This is a genomic window from Pantoea sp. CFCC18177 (assembly GCF_059412425.1).
The window spans coordinates 75896-93532 of sequence record NZ_JBNBPL010000004.1 but is presented as its reverse complement, the minus strand read 5'-3'; the positions used below and the strand labels follow the sequence as shown (position 1 = coordinate 93532).

Below are 17637 nucleotides of genomic sequence, written 5' to 3'. Positions count from 1 at the left end.
TTAAGTTGTTGGTGCGGCCAGTAGGGCGTGACGCTGGCCAGTCGCCTGGCGGTCGCCATACATGGCGTAATGCTTGTCAGTTAAGCGACTGACGATAACGCCGTCTGCGACCGCACCGGGGCTGGCGGTCCTCGCGCCGCTACGCGGTGCCTTCACTTCACTCGTCTGCCTTACGGACCGGTGCCGATGGAACATCCATGTTCCAGCGCCACCTTTCGCCCGCGTCCTGCGGGCTCTCCTGGCCGACTCATTCCGTTCAGCGCTGCGGATGCCATCCCCGGTGCGGCCCCAGCCTGCTCATCAGCCCGGGTGCGCATTGTTAGAAAAGCATGGATATTCACTCAGGCCGAGGTTCTGGCCTTCTCAACCTGTTTTGCTCCCGCCGCGCCAGCACACACCAAAGCCAACAACACCATCACCAGTACCGGCAACATCGCCATACGCAGGCCTGCATGTTCGCCAATAAAGCCCAGTCCTGGCGGGCCTACTAAAAAGGCCAGATAGCCGAGGGTGGCGGCGAGGGTGACGCGAATGGCACTATTTTTGCCATCGCCTGCTGCTGAAACGGTCAGCGGGAAGCCAAGCGATGCGCCAACCCCCCAGAACAACACCGCTGCTGCGGCCAGCCATGAGTTGTTGGAGAAAATCACCATCGTCAGGCCCAGTGCGGCTGAAAAGGCACTGGCACGTAGCACCCAAACGCGGCCGAGGCGATCCACCACATAGCCACCCAGGAAGCGTCCCACGGTCATTCCTGCGGTGAATCCCGCGTAAACCAGCGTACTCTGCGTGTGGTTGAGATTGTGACCGTCTATCATCAGCAACGGCAGCCAGTCGTTGGCGGAGCCTTCAGCCAGAGCCATCGCCAGGATGACAACGCCAAGCACCAGCAGTTGGCGATCGCGCAGCTCATGCCATACCTGGGCGAGGAAACCGCCGCTGTGTTGATGTTCGCTTCTTTCACTGTCGCTGGTGGCGGGTAGATGAGGCAGGGCAGCAGAGATGATAAGCAGATTGACCAACAGCATCAGCGCAAAGTGCCACGTGATGCTAATATCGGCGGCCGTCATGGCGAGCCCCGACAATGCACCAATCAGCGTACCAAAGCTGAAGAAACCATGAATGGTGGTCATAATCGACTTGCCTATCAGACGTTCAAAGGCTGCCCCTTCAACGTTGATTACCACATCGACCAGTGCGGTTCCTCCGCCGAGCAGCACCAGACTGGCGAACACCGCGTAAGCATTATGCAGCAGCAGCGAACTCAGCATTACCGCAATGCCGAATAACAACAAGGCAAAGCCGTAGCGCATCACCCGGCTGGTACCAAAATGCGCAATCAACTTTCCGGCCAGCAACACGCAAAGCATAGAGCCACAGGAAAAGCCAAACAGAATCATGCCCATCATTTCCGTCGAAGCGTGGAGAATGTCGCGCATGTAAGGTGTGCGGCTAACCCAGGAAGCCCAGGTAAAACCGGGTAAAAACATCAGGCCATATATCGCCCATTTACCGCGTAACAGTTGCGCTGAAGTCACGGTTATCACTCCTCCTTGATGAAACCCAGAAGGGTAGTGCGTTATGGGCGATAAATCACCCCCCACGTTGACTACGCGGAGGGATCCCGATTAAAAGCTCTGCCAGTCGGCGTCGTTGACCACGGTTAACCGTTGCGGCCTGGGCTGCGGGGCCTTAATCAAAACGGGCTGAGCAACGTCCTGCGTATCGTTAACATGGAATTTGCTCACCAGCTGATTCAGGGTGCTGGCCTGTCCTTGCAGAGATTGTGAAGCCGAAGCCGCTTGTTCAACCAGTGCGGCGTTCTGCTGGGTTACATCATCCATCTGATTGACGGCCTGTTGCACCTGCGCAATACCCTGGCTCTGTTCCACGGCGGCTGCAGCGATCTCTCCCACCAATTGGCTCACCTGATGAATGGCGTCATTCATCACGTCCATATTGCGACCAACATCACTGGCCTGAGTGGCACCGGCCTCGGTCAAGCGGTGTGAATCCTCAATCAACAGTTTGATTTCACGTGCCGCGTTACTGGAGCGTTGCGATAGACTGCGCACTTCGCCCGCGACGACGGCAAAGCCTTTGCCATGTTCTCCCGCGCGGGCCGCTTCAACGGCGGCGTTAAGTGCCAGAATGTTGGTCTGGAAAGCGATGCCTTCAATAATCGATACGATCTCTGTGACCTTACGTGAGCTGCCACGAATCTCGTCCATGGTGGAAAGCATGGTGGTCAGCGATGCGCCGCTTTTTTCAGACAGCACGCTGGCGTTAGCGGCCAGTTGACTCGCCTGGCGAGTGTTATCTGCCGTCTGGCGCACCGTTTCACTCAGCTCCGTCATGCTGGCTGCGGTTTGCTCCAGTGAAGCCGCCTGCTGCTCTGTTCGTGCGGAAAGATCTTCATTGCCTGCTGAAATCTGAACTGAGGCACTGCTGACAGATTGTGACGCTTTACGCACCGAAGCGAGGGCGTCCGCCACGCGCTGCATCAATATATTGAACGAGTGCGCCATGTTGCCGACTTCATCGCGGCGGCTCTCATCTGCGCTCAGGGTCAAATCCAGGTTTTCGCTGGCGGTTAACATCACCTGACCTACGGCGCTCAAGCTTCGGCGAATGCGCATCACGGTAAACAGGGAGAACAGGCCAAAAATCACCACGGTAGCGGCGACGCCTGCAATGGTGGTCCACAACACAAAATGGAAGGTGCTGCGGTTGGTGGCGCGCAGTTCATCACCTACGGCAATATTCAGCGCAAGCTGTTTTTGATAATCACTGATCATCTGGCGGATTGCCGCGCCAATGCCGCTGTTCCCCTCCAACAAGCCCAGGCTAATTTCATTTTGATGTGCGCGTGAAGCGGCCAGAAAGGCCGGTAGCTGAGTGGTAACCTGTTGAATATTGTCAAAGGCGACGTTAGTCAGGCGTTTATCTTCATCATTGGAGATATCGTTGCTCATGTAGTAATCCGTCAGCGCTTTTAATCCCTTAATTTGCTGATCGATCTGTTGTTCCACCGTGGGCATATTGCTGTCGTGCAGTTGGCTCTGATGCTTATACAGCGTCAGCGCCAGTTGGTTACTTTGGTCAATGAGTTTGCCAAGGTCCTTAATCGAAGGAATGGCGTTGGTTTGCACAAATTCAAAACGGTCCTGAAATCCGGATAGCAACGAGATCGCCAGCACGGCCTGCAGGATGATGGCGCCAAATAACATGGAGAGGGTCAGCAAAAGACGCTGGGAGATGTTCATCTTATTATCCTTAATCTAAAAGCACCCCTGGTTCAGGAAAATCAGGGAGTCGGGCAGATTAATAACCATCGGCAGATTGCGAGAATTCGTTAAGGTTTTTTTATCGGCGAGTGATAGGGGTCGCATCATTCGCTGCGGAGACGTAACATTTTTAACCGTTTTGCTGGTTTTGTAGTGCCATTTATTTTGAGAGGCACCTTAAGAAAGTCGTCAATCTCGATGTTGATACGATGCCGTAACAGTTACTATAATAATCATTACGGGTTTTCGGGAGCTAAGGAATGGCGATTTATGTTCACAAACGATTTGACCGCAGTTTTAAGAAAACAGGCCTCTATGACGATGATCTGTGCCATGCGGAGGCAGAGGTTAAAAGAGGCGAGTTTGAAGCAGATCTGGGGGGTGGCGTCATCAAAAAGCGCATAGCTCTCACTGCCGGAAAGCGTGGAGGAGCGCGTTCGGTCATTTTCTTCAAACGGGGCAACACACTGTTTTTTGATGATGGCTGGTCCAAGTGTGAAATGAGCAGTAAAAGCGCCAAAGAATTTCAGGATGATGTCCTTGCCACGTATAAAATTCTTGCCAAAGGTTATTTACAGGCCAGTGCAGCAGACCTGCTAAAGCTTCAGATGAGTGGCACATTCAGAGAGGTGAATTGCGATGAAAACGACGCCAGTACCATTAAATGAAATGATCGAGGATGCCGAAGAGTTACGCGCATTAGGTTTACTCTCCGATGGGGACGTCGAGCAGATTGCAACGCGCATTTCGGCCAGTGAATATCGTCAACGCGTCGCAGCTGTACATGATATGTCTGGCCAGGAAATTAAACGCATGCGCATTCAGTATGGTCTGAGTCAGGCCTTACTGGCTTACACTTTAGGGATGAGTGTAGACAGCGTTTCTAAATGGGAGCGTGGCGAGATTAAGCCGAGTGGCCCTGCATTGCGTATCCTTAACACCCTCGCGGCTAAGGGGCCGGATGCATTTAGTTTTTAAAAGGGAAGCTGTAAACAGCTTCCCTTTAAACGTCAAGGTCGTCTAAACAGCGCCATGCTGCGGCCTTCCAGCTCAAAGTCCTTCTCTTTGGTGATGACGAGGCCCTTTTGGGCAGTGTCGGAGGTGGCGAGTTCAAGTACCCAGCCGCCTTCACCAAATTGCGGAATGCGGAAGGGCACATTGCCTTCAAACGGATTAAACAGCATCAGCACATCATGCCAGATGCCTTCCTCTTCCTGTAAATCAGCCCGGCCCAGGTAGACGCCCAGCGTCACGCCATCATCCCACTGGTCAGCCTGTTGGAAACCTCCACCGGCGTTAAACCATTTAATGTCCATGCCATCGCGCCAGCTTTCACGCCTTAGCAGCGGCTGTTTGGCTCGCAGCGCCAGTAACTGACGGGTGAACTCGCGCAGCGCATCAGCGGATTCCGGCAGATTCTCCCAGTGCAGCCACGAGATCTCGCTGTCCTGACAATATCCGTTATTGTTGCCCATCTGGCTGCGGCCAAACTCATCACCCGCCAACAGCATAGGCGTACCGTGTGAGAACAGTAAGGTGGTGAGGAAATTACGTTTTTGCCGTTCACGTACGGTGTTGATGCCCTCGTCGTCGGTGGGGCCCTCCGCACCGTAGTTATAGGAACTGTTGTCGTTATGGCCATCGTTATTGTCTTCGCCGTTGGCCTCATTATGCTTCTCGTTGTACGAAACCAGATCGTTCAGCGTGAAGCCATCGTGAGCGGTGAGGAAGTTAATGCTGGCCCACGGGCGACGGCCACGTTGATCGTAGAGATCACCTGATCCCAGCAAGCGTGCGGCAAAATCGGTCGAGACATTATCGCCTTTCCAGTATTCCCGCACCGTATCACGGTATTTGTCGTTCCACTCCGCCCAACCCGGCGGGAAACCGCCCACCTGGTAACCGCCCGGACCGATGTCCCACGGCTCGCCAATCAGTTTCAATTTGGATAGTACCGGGTCTTGCGTCATGGCATCAAAGAAGCCGCCGCGCTGGTCGAATCCTTCGGGCTCACGGCCCAGAATGGTCCCGAGATCGAAACGGAAACCATCGACGTGCATCGATTCAGCCCAGTAGCGCAGCGAGTCCATCACCATTTGCAGCACACGAGGATGTGAAGTGTTCACCGTATTGCCGGTGCCGGTATCATTGATGTAATAGCGATGCTGATCCGGCAGCGTGCGGTAGTAAGAGAAATTATCGATACCTTTAAAGGATAACGTTGGGCCAAGTTCGTTACCTTCGGCGGTGTGGTTGTAAACCACATCAAGGATCACCTCAATACCCGCATCATGGAAGGCGCGCACCATATCGCGGAAGCCCTGAATGCCGCGTGGGCCAAAGTAGCGGGACGCAGGGGCAAAAAAGGCCAGCGAGTTATAGCCCCAGAAGTTCTTCAACCCTTTATCGAGCAGATGTTGATCGTCCGGAAAACCGTGAACCGGCAACAGTTCAATCGTAGTAACGCCAAGACTCTTAATGTAGTCCACCGTGGCTTTGTTGCTCATCCCGTCATAGGTGCCGCGCATTTCAGGAGGCACAGCCGGATTAAGCTTAGTGAATCCTTTGACGTGTGCTTCGTAAATCACGGTTTGTGACCAGGGAATGATCGGGCGATTGCCATCCTGCCAGTCAAACTCGTTGGGATCGATGACGCGACATTTGGGCGTGAACGGCGCGCTGTCACGCTCGTCAAAGGTCAGGTCTTTGTCTTCATGATGCAGATCGTAGGCGAAATGCGCATCGTTCCATTCGAGTTCACCGCGTAGCTCACGCGCATAGGGATCGAGCAGTAATTTATTCGGGTTAAAGCGGTGACCATTTTCCGGATCGTACGGCCCGTGTACGCGGTAGCCATACAGCGCGCCCGCGGGTAAACCGGGCACATAGCCATGCCAGACTTCATGGGTATTTTCCGGCAGATCGAAACGGGCAATTTCGTGCTGCCCGCTCTCATCGTACAGACATAATTCAACTCGCTCAGCGTGCGCCGAGAACAGGGCGAAGTTAACCCCCGCACCATCATAGTTCGCACCCAGTTGCAGACCCGAACCGGCAGTGATTTCCAAAGGCTTACCGTTAGACATTGATTCCACTCCACCCAATGAACAGAAATGCAGATTGTTAGGCACACTTAGCTGGCGATCAGCACCAGCGGCGCGTGATACGGCACGTTTTCAAGAGAAAGTTGTTCGTTAAGCGACAGCATTTCGCCATTAAACAGATTTCGATATTGACGATGAGCCAGCGATTCAGGGAGCAACAGAGTGGCTTGCGACCAACCTGAACCTTCCAACATCAGACGCGGCACTACCACCAGCAGAGCGTGGTTGCTGTCCTGCCGCGCGTAAGCAATCACATGTTCCGCACTGGCACCGATGGCATACAGCGGCTGATAATCGCCAAAGCGGAACAGTGTCGGGATATCGCGTCGCAGCTGTAAAACTGCGGCAATAACCTGCTGCTTGAGCTTGCCGCTCAACCAATCACTCTGCTGGCTGAAATCAGGTTTACTCTGCGTATCCAGTTGCTGCTGTAAGGTGGCAAAATCGGGTTCACGGCGGTTGTCGGGATCGACCAGACTGAAATCCCAGGCTTCGCTACCTTGATAAATATCCGGTACGCCGGGAGCGGTAAGTTTGATCACCGTCTGAGTCAGACTGTTGATCATCCCGGTGGCGATCAATGGCTGAATGGATTGGCTGAAATCCTGTAAAAACGCGGGATGAGCAGGAGACAACATATGGCGTGCGTAAGCCAATACCGCCTGCTCATAGTGCTCATTCGATTCGGCCCAGTCGGTGCGAAGTTTGGCCTCACGCAGCGCTTTTTCGATAAAGGGTAAAATACGCGCCTCCAGTGCTGCCAGTCCCGTTGCATCTTGCGGTTGTAACGTCGCGGGCCAGGCCCCCAATAGTGCCTGATACAGCATCCATTCAACGGCTGGCTCGGGTGCCGGGCCATCCTGCAGTTGTACAACCTGTGACTGATTGAGCTCACGCCAGCGAGCCACGTTTTCTGCCCACGCTGCGGGGCATTCACTTAACGCATAAAGCCGTGCGCGGGCATCTTCGCCGCGTTTAGTATCGTGGGTTGAGGTGGTTGAGAGCGCGTCGGGTTGCTGCTGTAACCGGGTTTGCATCTCATGGTGAAAATGTTGCAGTGAGAAGGCGTGCGGTAACGGCTCTGCCCCCACTTCATTAATAGCCAGCAGCACGTGGTTGCGGAAAAACAGCGTGTCCTCGACTGATTTCGCCATTAATGGCCCGGTTAACTGTTGGAACCGCGAACGGAATTCCGCCGCATCTTGCTCACTGCGTTCCGACAACGCGCCAAGCAAGATGGCCTGCACAAAGCTAAGTGCCACCGGCGACGCACTGAACTTCACCGTCTCCAACACTTGCTGCAGCAATTCTTCGCCAGCCAACGGCATTCCGCTGTGACGACCGTAGGTGCGATACACCGGGAAAGCGATCAGCACTTCACGCAGCGCGACATGCAATTCTGCTTCACCGAAATTGCGTTGCTCGTCACTGGCGATGCGGGTGGCCAGCGCCAACAGACGACCAAACTCACCGGCAAAATTGCGGTCTACCATCAACTCGCGCGCCGCACGCAACCCCGCACTGACGTCGTTCCTCTCTTCCGTGGCAACTTCGTAGGCCAGGTGCAGCGCATCGATCTGTGTATCGTCAATCAACGCATGGGACAGCGAGGCAATAAATTCATAGCCAGTGGTGCCAGAAATCGGCCACTCATCGGGGATCAGTTCACCTTCTGCCAGAATTTTCTCTACCGTGATGTAGCAGTCTGGCCCGGCGGCCTGGCGCAGACGATTTAGATATCCTTGTGGATCGGCCAGCCCATCGATGTGATCGACACGCAAACCGTTCACGGCACCGCTGTGTACCAGTTCCAGAATCAGCTGATGTGACGCATCAAACACCGCTTCATCTTCTACGCGCACGCCAACCAGCCCGGTAATTTCAAAGAAACGACGATAGGAGAGGTCACGTCGCGCATCGCGCCAGTTGATCAACTGCCACGGCTGCTGCTGGTGTAACGCATCTAACGCGGCGTGGTCAGTGATCGCCAGCACCTCATCGGCGCGACCCTGCCAACTGGCGGGCGTGAGCGGATAGAAGCTATCATAGTACGCCAGCGACGGATGTCCGGTTTCGGGATGGGGCTGCACGCTTAATTCACCCTTTTCCAGCACAGTGGCAAAATCCTCGCCGAGGAACGGCAGCGTTAAGCGGCGTGACCAGTCAATATCGAAGTAGCGTGCGTAAGCGCTCTGTTCGCCATGCTCAATCACATCCCGCCACCAGGCGTTTTCCAGCGAGGCCGCCATATGATTCGGGACGATATCCAGGATCAACCCAAGATGGGCCTGTTGAAGTGCCGCGCACAAGCGATCAAATCCTGCACGACCGCCGATCGCCGGATCAATTTCATTGGCATCCGTGACGTCATAACCGTGCGTGGATTCGCCAGTAGCGGTAAAGACTGGCGAGGCATACAGATGGCTGATACCGAGTTGTTGCAGATACGGAATGAGTTCAATCGCACGATCAAAAGTCATGCCATTACGGAACTGAATGCGATAAGTGGCGGTAGGCACCATCATGCGGATTTTTCCTTTTTCAGGCGAACAACAATAGCGTGCTGGGGTAAAGATGAGCTTTCCTGTGGCCAGGCAAAGAGCGTGTCACCGGGCAAAGTCGGTAACCTGTGAGATTGTTTGCTGATATTGAACGCCATCGACAGCTCGCCTTCTGGGAACTGCCAGCTCACCGCCACAAACCCTTTGGCGGTGGTTAACACCTTGCCGCTGTGGCCGCCAGCGGTCGCCAGCAGCGGTACGATGTGTTGTTGACGGAGCTGCAACAGCTGCTGGGTGAACGTCCACCAGGATTGACCTTCCCCGCTCTGCAGTTTCTGCCAGTCGAGTTTGGATTGGATAAAGGTCTGTTCCGCGTTGGGATCGGGGACGTTGTCATCGTGTCCGGCATGGCCGGTGAATTCACGGGCGCGGCCTTCACGCACGGCTTTAGCCAGATCACCATGAAAATCGGTGAAAAACAGGAACGGATGGGTTTCGCCATATTCCTCGCCCATAAACAGCAAAGGGATGTGTGGGGACAGCAACAGCGCTGCGAGCAGCACTTTGGTGCGGTCAGACCCTGCCAGCGTAATCAACCGGTCGCCTTGCGCACGGTTGCCGACCTGATCGTGGTTCTGGATAAAATCCACGAAGGTGACCGGTGACTGTCCAGCACTGGGCACGCCACGTCTCTGGCCGCTTTGTGGCGAGATCTCACCCTGATAAGCGAAGCCTTCAGTCAGAATGCGTGCAATCAGTTTTTCCGGAACCTCGGCGAAATCCTGATAGTAAGCGTGGGTTTCGCCGGTAGCGAACACATGGATGGCATTGTGGAAGTCGTCATTCCATTCACCGGTAAACAGTGGAGCGTTACCCTGTTTATCACGCGGGTGAAGGAAAGTGACATTACGACAATCTTCTGTCGTGAGGTGAACAGGTCGATCGGTGATATCGCGACGAATGCGCTCAGCTATCTCAATCAACACATGTTTGCTGGAAGCATCTTCAATCTGGTCGATGGCATCAAACCGCAGACCATCAAGATGGTATTCCTGCAGCCAGTAGAGCGGCGCTTCAGCAATATAACGGCGAGCCGCATCGACGTCGTAAGCGATTCCCGCACCCCAAGGCGTCATGCGCTCTTGATGGAAGAAGTCCGGTGCCAGCAGCGGCAAATAGTTGCCTTCAGGACCAAAATGGTTGAGCACGATATCGAGCACCACCGATAAGCCTTGCGCATGAGCGGCATCGACCAACGCTTTAAAATCATCAGGCGACCCATAGCTGGCGTGGGGCGCATACAGCAACACACCGTCATAGCCCCAGCCGCGTAAGCCACCAAATTGCGATACCGGAAGTATCTCAATCATGGTGATACCCAATGCTTTTAAGCCCGGCAGTTTAGCGATCGCCGCCTGGAAGGTGCCTTCAGGGGTAAAGGTGCCAATATGCAGTTCATACACCACCGTCTCATGCCATTTATGACCGCGCCAATCCTGATGCTGCCATGTGTAATGGCGCGGATCGATCACCAGTGAAGGGCCGTTAACATCCGATTGTTGTGCACGGGAAGCGGGGTCGGGCACGACGGTGCCATCGGCAAGCACGTAGTGATAGGCTGTGCCGTGTGGTGTATCGTGGCGTTGCAGTTCAAACCAGCCGTCATGGATGGCATTCATAGGATGCTCGCCATCGGCAATGCGCAGGGTAATCTGTTGCTGACCAGGTGCCCACAGGCGGAACAGCACGCTGCCATCCGTCTGCATCTCCGCACCCCAGGATTTCTCAAATGATCTGAATTCCATTCAATTGCCTCGTTTAGCCCATGCAAGGGCGATGGACGACATCAAGCGGTTAGCGTTCCGTAGAAAGATCTATGGCTCAAATTGGGACGGCACGACGGGACTGAGAACAGATCATAGTCGATATTTTCGCCTTTTCTGGCGCTGCTCAGCGGGTTTAGGAAATTTTCGACGCGTCGCGCTTCGCTAATGAATGGGGAAGTGAGGAAAAAAGGCGACACAATGGTCAATACCACAGAATGCCGGTGTGCATGAATGCGCACCGGCATACAAATTTACTTTTTATGTAGTGGTAGTCACTATTAATGTGATGACCACCCGGTAACGTTAAGCAGGTTTTTGCTGTTGGGCGTTACGTCTACGCAGTTTTTCAATCAGTTTATGTGCTTCGGCTTTGGTGGCCACTGCAGGCGAGGAACCTTTCAAGGGTTTACGCGCGGTTTCACTCAGCGTTAAGACGGTAATCAAACCAATAATACCGGCTCCCATCATGTAATAGGCGGGCATCATGGCATTGTGCGTTGTATCCACCAACCACGCAGTGATTAATGGTGTCGTACCGCCAAACAACGAAACGGATAAATTGAAACCAATCGCTAAAGCACTGTAACGAATATCCGTTACAAATAGAGCAGGTAAAGTCGCCGGCATGGTGCCGCTGAAACAGGTATGTAACAGCCCAAGTACCGCAAGACCTGCAAATACCCACAGCATGTTTCCTGAACCAATTAACATAAAGCTGGGTATGGATAACAAAAGCAGACCTAAAGCACCTAAGGCAATAACCGGCTTACGCCCGATCCGATCGGTAAAATGTCCCCACATTAAGGTGAGTGGCATCATGATAAACATCACTACCATCACCAGCATCAGTCCAGATAATTCACTGAGTCCCAATACACCGGTTAAATAGCTTGGCATATACGCCGTCAGCATGTAATTAGAGACATTAAACAGTAATACCAGGCCAATACATTTCAGCAGCGGTTTACTCTGCTTGCGCAGTATCTGTGATAGACCTAACTGTGGCTTGCTATGCTCCAGTTCCTCGCGCTTATCCATGTGTTCTTTAAAAGCCGGTGTTTCTTCCAGCTTCAAACGAATATACAGGCCAAATATACCTAAGGGCGCAGCGAGGAAGAACGGAATACGCCAGCCCCAATCCATCATTGCTTGATGCGGTAATAAGGCGATCATGCCTGTCACCAAACTGGCACCCAGTAAATAACCCGCCAGGGTGCCGAATTCGAGAAAACTCCCCATAAAACCGCGACGTTTATCTGTGGAGTATTCAGCGATAAAGGTTGCTGCGCCACCGTACTCACCACCGGTGGAAAAACCCTGCACCAGACGCGCGACCAGTAATAAGATAGGTGCCGCGATGCCGATACTGGCATAACTTGGGATCAGGCCAATGCAAAACGTTCCAATCGACATCATGATCATGGTAAAAGCCAGGACTTTCTGGCGACCGAAGCGATCCCCAAGCGGACCAAATACCATGCCGCCAATCGGGCGGACTAAAAACGCAGCGGCGAAAGTACCAAATGAAGCGATTAACTGAGCGGTATTACTTGCCCCGGGAAAAAAGACCTGGCCAATAATGACAGCAAGATAGCTATACACGCCAAAATCAAACCACTCCATCGTATTGCCTAGCGCGGCAGCACTGACGGCGCGTTTGAGTAATTTGTTGTCGATAACTGTAATATCTTCAACGGATAAGTCAGATTGTTTAGGAATCGATCCGGTGCTCATAAACTCTCCATGAGTAAAATTGGAGCGATCTTATAGCTTTCGCAGCCGAACAATTAATCAATGGAAATGAAAGCTATAAGAGGCTTAAAGAAAACACCTTAGGGAATATTGTTAAAGTGTGCAAGTCAGTGACATATATCCTTGCATAAAAACGTAGTGATGAACGAATAATCTGCCAAAGTGTCACTGGCGTGAAATAATTGATTGTGTGGGGATGGGCGAGTAAGCATTTGCTCGCCATCATAATATATGGCGAGAAATGTTCAGGAAGACAAATATGCTGATTCCAGATCAGGGTTTATCTCACATGATACTTCTTACCCTCCGTCCTTTTAAGGCTGCTTAAAGCGTGTTGGGCTCAACCTTTTCATCACATCCAGTCCTCAATCAACTGCGCATATAATGTTTCAGCTTCCGCCAGACGGCTCAGCAAGCAATACTCATCCGTTTGGTGTGCCACTGAACTTCGGCCCTGGTGACCCGGCGATGTCACACCAGCCCAATGAGCATGTGTCGATTGCTGACCTGGTGGATTGCACCAAGGCGATTGCGCTGACGTTGGTGCGCTGGTGTGGGGTGAAAGAAAATGCATAGTGAGTGTATGGTTTAAACACCGTATTCCAATGCCGCGCCAAATATCGGCGCGGCACTCTCACAATAAACGGATAGTGGTGCTATAACTCACCGGATTTCCATTATCGTCAAAAACCTCGTAATCCACCTTTTCACCAGGTGATACGGCTTGATTCAACGTCACAGTGTGCGTTGCAAGCGGCGCAACCATCACATCGTTCACCGTAATGCTGTTCGCGATGTTTAGCCGCAAACTCATATACCAGCGGGTCGGGTTCTCAATGCTTAACTGCTTACCCCGCACCACAAAGCGCAGTTTTTGCACGTCATCAGGCGCGGGGGCACCTAATGTGGCAGGGCGGATGAAGACTTTGAGTCGAATACGCAGTGGCAGCACAATTTTCCGCTCTGCACTCCCGAGCTGTTGAGTCAGGGCGGGAATTTGATAAATATTCAACCAGTACAGACTTTCTCGGTCATCTGCCAGTGATTGCCGCGTCGTCAGCACCAGGCGAATAGCACGCTGCTCATCGGTTGAAAGCCGCATCATCGGGGGCATAGCAAACAACGGGGTTTTGCTGAGATCCGGTGACAGCATCAGGTCACCTTCATCACTCCAAATCTGAACCACCGTGGGGTTTTCAGGCCCATTTTTAAGATTCAACGTCTGGCTGGTTTGATTGGCGTTGAAAATGATGCGGGTCCTGTCGACATTCACCACTGCCAGAGTGTGTGCGGAAAAAAGCAGGCTGGCCAGTGCCAGTGACTTACTGAAAACTGACCACAACTTGCAACTGCGCATTCACGGTACCTGCTGTAACGGTTTGTCCACTCAACGCTTCAAGCGAAGCTGTAAAATCACCGCTGTAAATAGCGGGGCTCCCCGAAGAAACCAGCGAAGTTAAATCGCTGTAGGCATACCAGCCGCGGGTATTGCCCGTGCCAGTAGAAGACAGGTTAGGCAACAGATTGATGGCGCTGCCGTTGCTGTCATAGATTTTAATCCCTACGCCAGAGGCCACACCGCTGCTGCCATAGTGCGTATCCAGTAACCAGGTCAATCCGCCCCCGCTGGTGGTCAGGCCCAATCGGGTTGCCTGTAACACGGCATTGGATTGATTCACCAATAACCCCATTGCCACATTGGCTGAGCTGCTGGTTGAGGTGCTGGTGCTGGCTTTAGCGCCGGTTTCGCACTGTAGGGAGATGGAAAAGGGCGCCTGGCTGCTGCCCCCGCCGGTGAGCGTACCGACACTGATGGTCGGTAGTAGCACAACGGAGGGATAACTCAGCACTTCACAGAGTGCACCTCGAACATAAGTGACGTTGCGGTAGGTGCTCCATGCAGCAGGCCAGTTGCCATAAAATCCGTACCAATAGCTGGCGCTGTCCTGACCCACCACCAGACTGTTGGTATCCAGCCCCGGACCTTTGAAGGCGATATAGCCGCGCGGTTGCGTCCAGGTATCGCTGTAGCGGTTGTCACCGTTGGCGTAGTAACTGGTGGAACTGATCTTAAACATCTCATACAGCACATTACTGAAAGCGCTGGCCGGGATGTAAAGGTAAGTCCCGTCTGAATACCAATTATCCGAGGTGAACTGACGCGCTTTCCAGTAGCGACTGTAATACTCACCGGTTGTGGTGTTGGTCATGCGCACCGCGACGTTTTTCGCCACATCGTAATAGGCACCACTGACTTCGTTGCTGGCATACATTCCGGCATAAGCGCTATCGCCATTGGTGGCGTACATCTCAAACAAGCTGCTGGCATCGGCCACCGCACAGCGGTACAGGATCTGATTAGGGCTGTAGGCCACATTGCTGGCGGAAGTGAGGAATGATCCCACCGAACTGGCAATCAGCGAGCCTGCAGGCTGAAATGAAGTCCCGCTGTTAATGCTGATAACGGAAGGTAACCCCAAATTACCTGAACAGGTATCACACGCCCCTGTCCAGGAAGATGCGGTGTAACCGGCCGCCAGCGCAGCGGCAGAGAGTGAAGACGTGCTGGTGACTTTAATGCAGTTAGCCCAAAGCGTCAGAGGCAGCATCAGTAACGCAAAAAGCGTATATTTTATGTTCACGTATTAAGACTTCCTGCAAATACCATTGAGAAGGATCAGCGCCTGTTGCGTTTTTCCGGTGATTTGATAATTCACTAAGCAGCGCTGTGAATTGCCCTCCCAGCGCACCTCCAGGCTGCCCGAATCATGCGGAACTCGGGCGTACAACTGGCTACCCTGACCGACCACACCGACCACGGTGCCGGCAGCATCGCGCACTTCTGCGCCCATAGGTGGTGCACTGCCTTGTGTTGTGCTTAATGAAATCAGCACCGCATGGCCCTGTAAGGTTGAGAAATTAACTTTGCTCACTGCCCCGGCGTAAGGCACCACGCGCTGGCTCCCTCCGCTCAATTCGGCGTCGGCACGCATGTTGAGTGTGTCCAGGCTCACGGTGTTTTCACGGTAGGGCGTCAATGACGGCAGCAATGCGTAACCGTTACGGTCAATCACCGCGCCTTGCCCGTTTTGCACCACTGCACCCTGAGCGCCTTCGGCATGGATCAGCGCAAAAGTGTCGCTGGTGTAAGGCCCCGCCGTCAGGCCGCCGCTATGCAGCAACAACGTGCCAGAGGTGCCCAGTCCAAGCTGGCGATAGTGGTTCCCCTGACCGTAGTTGGCCCTTATCGCACCGAAGCGGGTGTTTTGCTGCAGGTTGCCGCCAAATGAGCTGGCCGCACCGCTGTCGCCACTGCGGTAATGCTCTGTGCCGGCATACAGTGAATAAGAGAAATCACGTTGGTCGCCAGCGGACCCCGTTAAGGAAACTGTCGATGCACGGCTCTGCTTTGACTGGTTGTAGTTGTAAGCGACCGATGAGAAACCCGAACCCCAGTTCAACGGCACAGAGACGTTGAATGACACCGTATTTTCGGTGTACTTCTGCTGACGGCTACTGTCCTGGTTATCATTGATGCTGATGTCATCCAGACGGGAGTTCCAGTAGGTACGTTGTCGCGCTACGTTGATGCCATAACTGATGGCTCGCCAGCTGTTGGTGTAGCCAAGTTGCAACTGCGTAATGCGTGATTGATTGTTGTAATAATCTGCGGTGCTGGCGCTCAGACTCACCAAACCCAATGCGTCCATTGACTGACTCAAGGTGGCAGAAAGGCGATTGCGTTGATTTAGCGAGTCAGAGAAATAATCGATCCCCGCCTGCTGCTGACGACGCACCCCTAAAACATCTTCAAGATCGCGAAAGCCGCGTGTGGAGTAGCGGTAAGCGGCCAGCACCAGGTTGGTGCCCGTCTCGAAGGTTTTGCTGTAACTCAGTTCTGCTCGCCAGCCTGAGGTGCGTTGATCGTTCTCTACTTTTGCCTGAGAGAAGGTGGTGTTGATCCCCAATGCGCCCACGTCCGTCGCCCAGACACCTCCCAGCAACCAGGCCTGATAATCTTCCGCTAAGCGCGATCCTGCGGTGGCCGTCAGATTATTACTGATGCCGTGCTGCAATACGCCTTCAAAAAATGGGTTGTTGACCGCGTAATACTGGCGCACCCGACCAAGGGCCAAAGAGTAGTGCCAGTTACCTGGACGCACCGAGTCTGGTACTGAAGCGTAAGGCACGGTGAAGGAGGCGATTTTGCCGTTGGCCTCGATCACTTCAACCTCGAAATCACCCTGACTGCGCGTGTTATAGAGGTCATCAATGATAAAAGGCCCCGGCGGAACCAGAGTTTCATACACCACGTGACTAAGTTGTTTGACTACCACACGCGCATTTGATGAGGCAATACCGTGAATCTCAGGGGCGTAGCCACGCCGTCCTTGTGGGCGCATGCGTTCATCGGAGGCAAGTTTAATGCCGTTAAATGCCAGGCTGCCAAAGAGCGATCCTTCGGTATAACTATCGCCAAGGGTGACCTGGCTATTCAGGGCTTCGATCGGTCTTTGTACCCAGGTTCTGACCGTGTTGTAGCGATAGCGGCTCTCTCCCTGGCTGTTGTTGAGATAGCGGAAGTTACCTTGATGGCGCAGTTGCCAGGTCGCCAGGTTCGTGCCTGCGGTAATGCCGCTCCATAAGTACTGATAGCGGTAGCCTGATGCGCTGTTGTCCGCCCAGGTGTAGTTGGTGTTGTGGCGCAGAAACAGCGCAGTCATACCCTGGTCCCACTGCTCGGAGGGGATGTACCCCCTAGGCGTGCGATTAAGCGCGGACATGGGCAAGATGATGTTCAAACGTAAAGCCGCGGAATCAAATTCCCAGTTCCCTTGGGGTGTCCATGCCGCCAGAGGCGCGCAACCTGCAACCGCCGTTTGGCTGGTCGCTTGTTTAATCTGCATCATTTTCACCAGCGACAGCGGCAAGCAAGGTTCTACGGCCTGCTTTCCAGCAGCAGGCAGGAATTCCAGCTTTAGGCCAGAGGAGACCAGCTTATTATTGAGATAAATATCCACCAGGTATTGCCCCGCAGGCAAAGTTCCATGATTAAATTGTTCAATGTTTTGACCAAAGGCTGACCCTTTAAACAATGACGAATCAAAATAATATTCATCACTCAGAGCCGGTGTTGAAAAAGAGAATGAACTAGTCAGCAAGAAAA

At 53.4% G+C, this 17637-nt stretch carries 12 protein-coding genes and 1 pseudogene; 2 read left to right on the top strand and 11 right to left on the bottom strand.

Features of this window, described 5'->3' with window-relative positions; translation table 11 throughout:
* From ACPUC8_RS05965 to ACPUC8_RS05955, 3 genes are all read right to left on the bottom strand, one after another.
* Complete coding sequence (locus tag ACPUC8_RS05965) at positions 1-156, bottom strand: hypothetical protein (protein ID WP_494925759.1); 156 nt, start codon at positions 154-156, stop codon at positions 1-3.
* Positions 157-341: 185 nt separating this feature from the next.
* Complete coding sequence (locus ACPUC8_RS05960; RefSeq protein WP_494925853.1) at positions 342-1490, bottom strand: MFS transporter; 1149 nt, start codon at positions 1488-1490, stop codon at positions 342-344.
* Positions 1491-1628: 138 nt separating this feature from the next.
* A complete protein-coding gene (locus ACPUC8_RS05955) occupies positions 1629-3266 on the bottom strand; it encodes a methyl-accepting chemotaxis protein (RefSeq protein WP_039331944.1) in 1638 nt (545 codons plus the stop codon).
* Between the two features lie 281 nt (positions 3267-3547).
* On the opposite strand from ACPUC8_RS05955, the gene ACPUC8_RS05950 reads away from it, so the two are divergent.
* Positions 3548-3955 carry a type II toxin-antitoxin system RelE/ParE family toxin gene (locus tag ACPUC8_RS05950; protein ID WP_494925758.1) on the top strand — a complete coding sequence of 136 codons (408 nt, stop codon included), beginning with the start codon at positions 3548-3550 and terminating at the stop codon, positions 3953-3955.
* Positions 3927-4265 carry a helix-turn-helix domain-containing protein gene (locus tag ACPUC8_RS05945; protein ID WP_039331946.1) on the top strand — a complete coding sequence of 113 codons (339 nt, stop codon included), beginning with the start codon at positions 3927-3929 and terminating at the stop codon, positions 4263-4265. Before ACPUC8_RS05950 ends, ACPUC8_RS05945 begins: the two co-directional genes overlap by 29 nt.
* A 32-nt stretch (positions 4266-4297) precedes the next feature.
* Here the strand turns inward: ACPUC8_RS05945 and glgX are convergent, their stop codons facing one another.
* The 8 genes and pseudogenes from glgX to ACPUC8_RS05905 form a co-directional block, all read right to left on the bottom strand.
* Positions 4298-6373, bottom strand: a complete 2076-nt coding sequence (gene glgX, locus ACPUC8_RS05940) for a glycogen debranching protein GlgX (RefSeq protein ID WP_494925757.1) — start codon at positions 6371-6373, stop codon at positions 4298-4300.
* A 47-nt stretch (positions 6374-6420) separates the two neighbouring features.
* Positions 6421-8916, bottom strand: a complete 2496-nt coding sequence (gene treY / locus ACPUC8_RS05935) for a malto-oligosyltrehalose synthase (RefSeq protein ID WP_494925756.1) — start codon at positions 8914-8916, stop codon at positions 6421-6423.
* Positions 8913-10697: a malto-oligosyltrehalose trehalohydrolase gene (gene treZ / locus ACPUC8_RS05930; protein WP_494925755.1), complete on the bottom strand. Its 1785-nt coding sequence runs from the start codon at positions 10695-10697 to the stop codon at positions 8913-8915. Before treZ ends, treY begins: the two co-directional genes overlap by 4 nt.
* Before the next feature lie 324 nt (positions 10698-11021).
* On the bottom strand, positions 11022-12452 hold the full coding sequence (gene proP, locus ACPUC8_RS05925) for a glycine betaine/L-proline transporter ProP (protein WP_039331955.1): 1431 nt from the start codon (positions 12450-12452) through the stop codon (positions 11022-11024).
* A gap of 370 nt (positions 12453-12822) precedes the next feature.
* A pseudogene (locus tag ACPUC8_RS05920) lies at positions 12823-12924 on the bottom strand (hypothetical protein); the annotation flags it as partial.
* Positions 12925-13104: 180 nt separating this feature from the next.
* Positions 13105-13827 (bottom strand): fimbrial assembly chaperone, encoded by a 723-nt coding sequence (locus ACPUC8_RS05915; protein WP_494925754.1) that lies wholly within the window; start codon positions 13825-13827, stop codon positions 13105-13107.
* Complete coding sequence (stbD, locus tag ACPUC8_RS05910) at positions 13793-15079, bottom strand: fimbrial usher protein StbD (RefSeq protein WP_494925852.1); 1287 nt, start codon at positions 15077-15079, stop codon at positions 13793-13795. Before stbD ends, ACPUC8_RS05915 begins: the two co-directional genes overlap by 35 nt.
* Positions 15080-15115: 36 nt before the next feature.
* Positions 15116-17632 carry a fimbrial outer membrane usher protein gene (locus tag ACPUC8_RS05905; RefSeq protein WP_494925851.1) on the bottom strand — a complete coding sequence of 839 codons (2517 nt, stop codon included), beginning with the start codon at positions 17630-17632 and terminating at the stop codon, positions 15116-15118.
* Between the last annotated feature and the right edge of the window lie 5 nt (positions 17633-17637).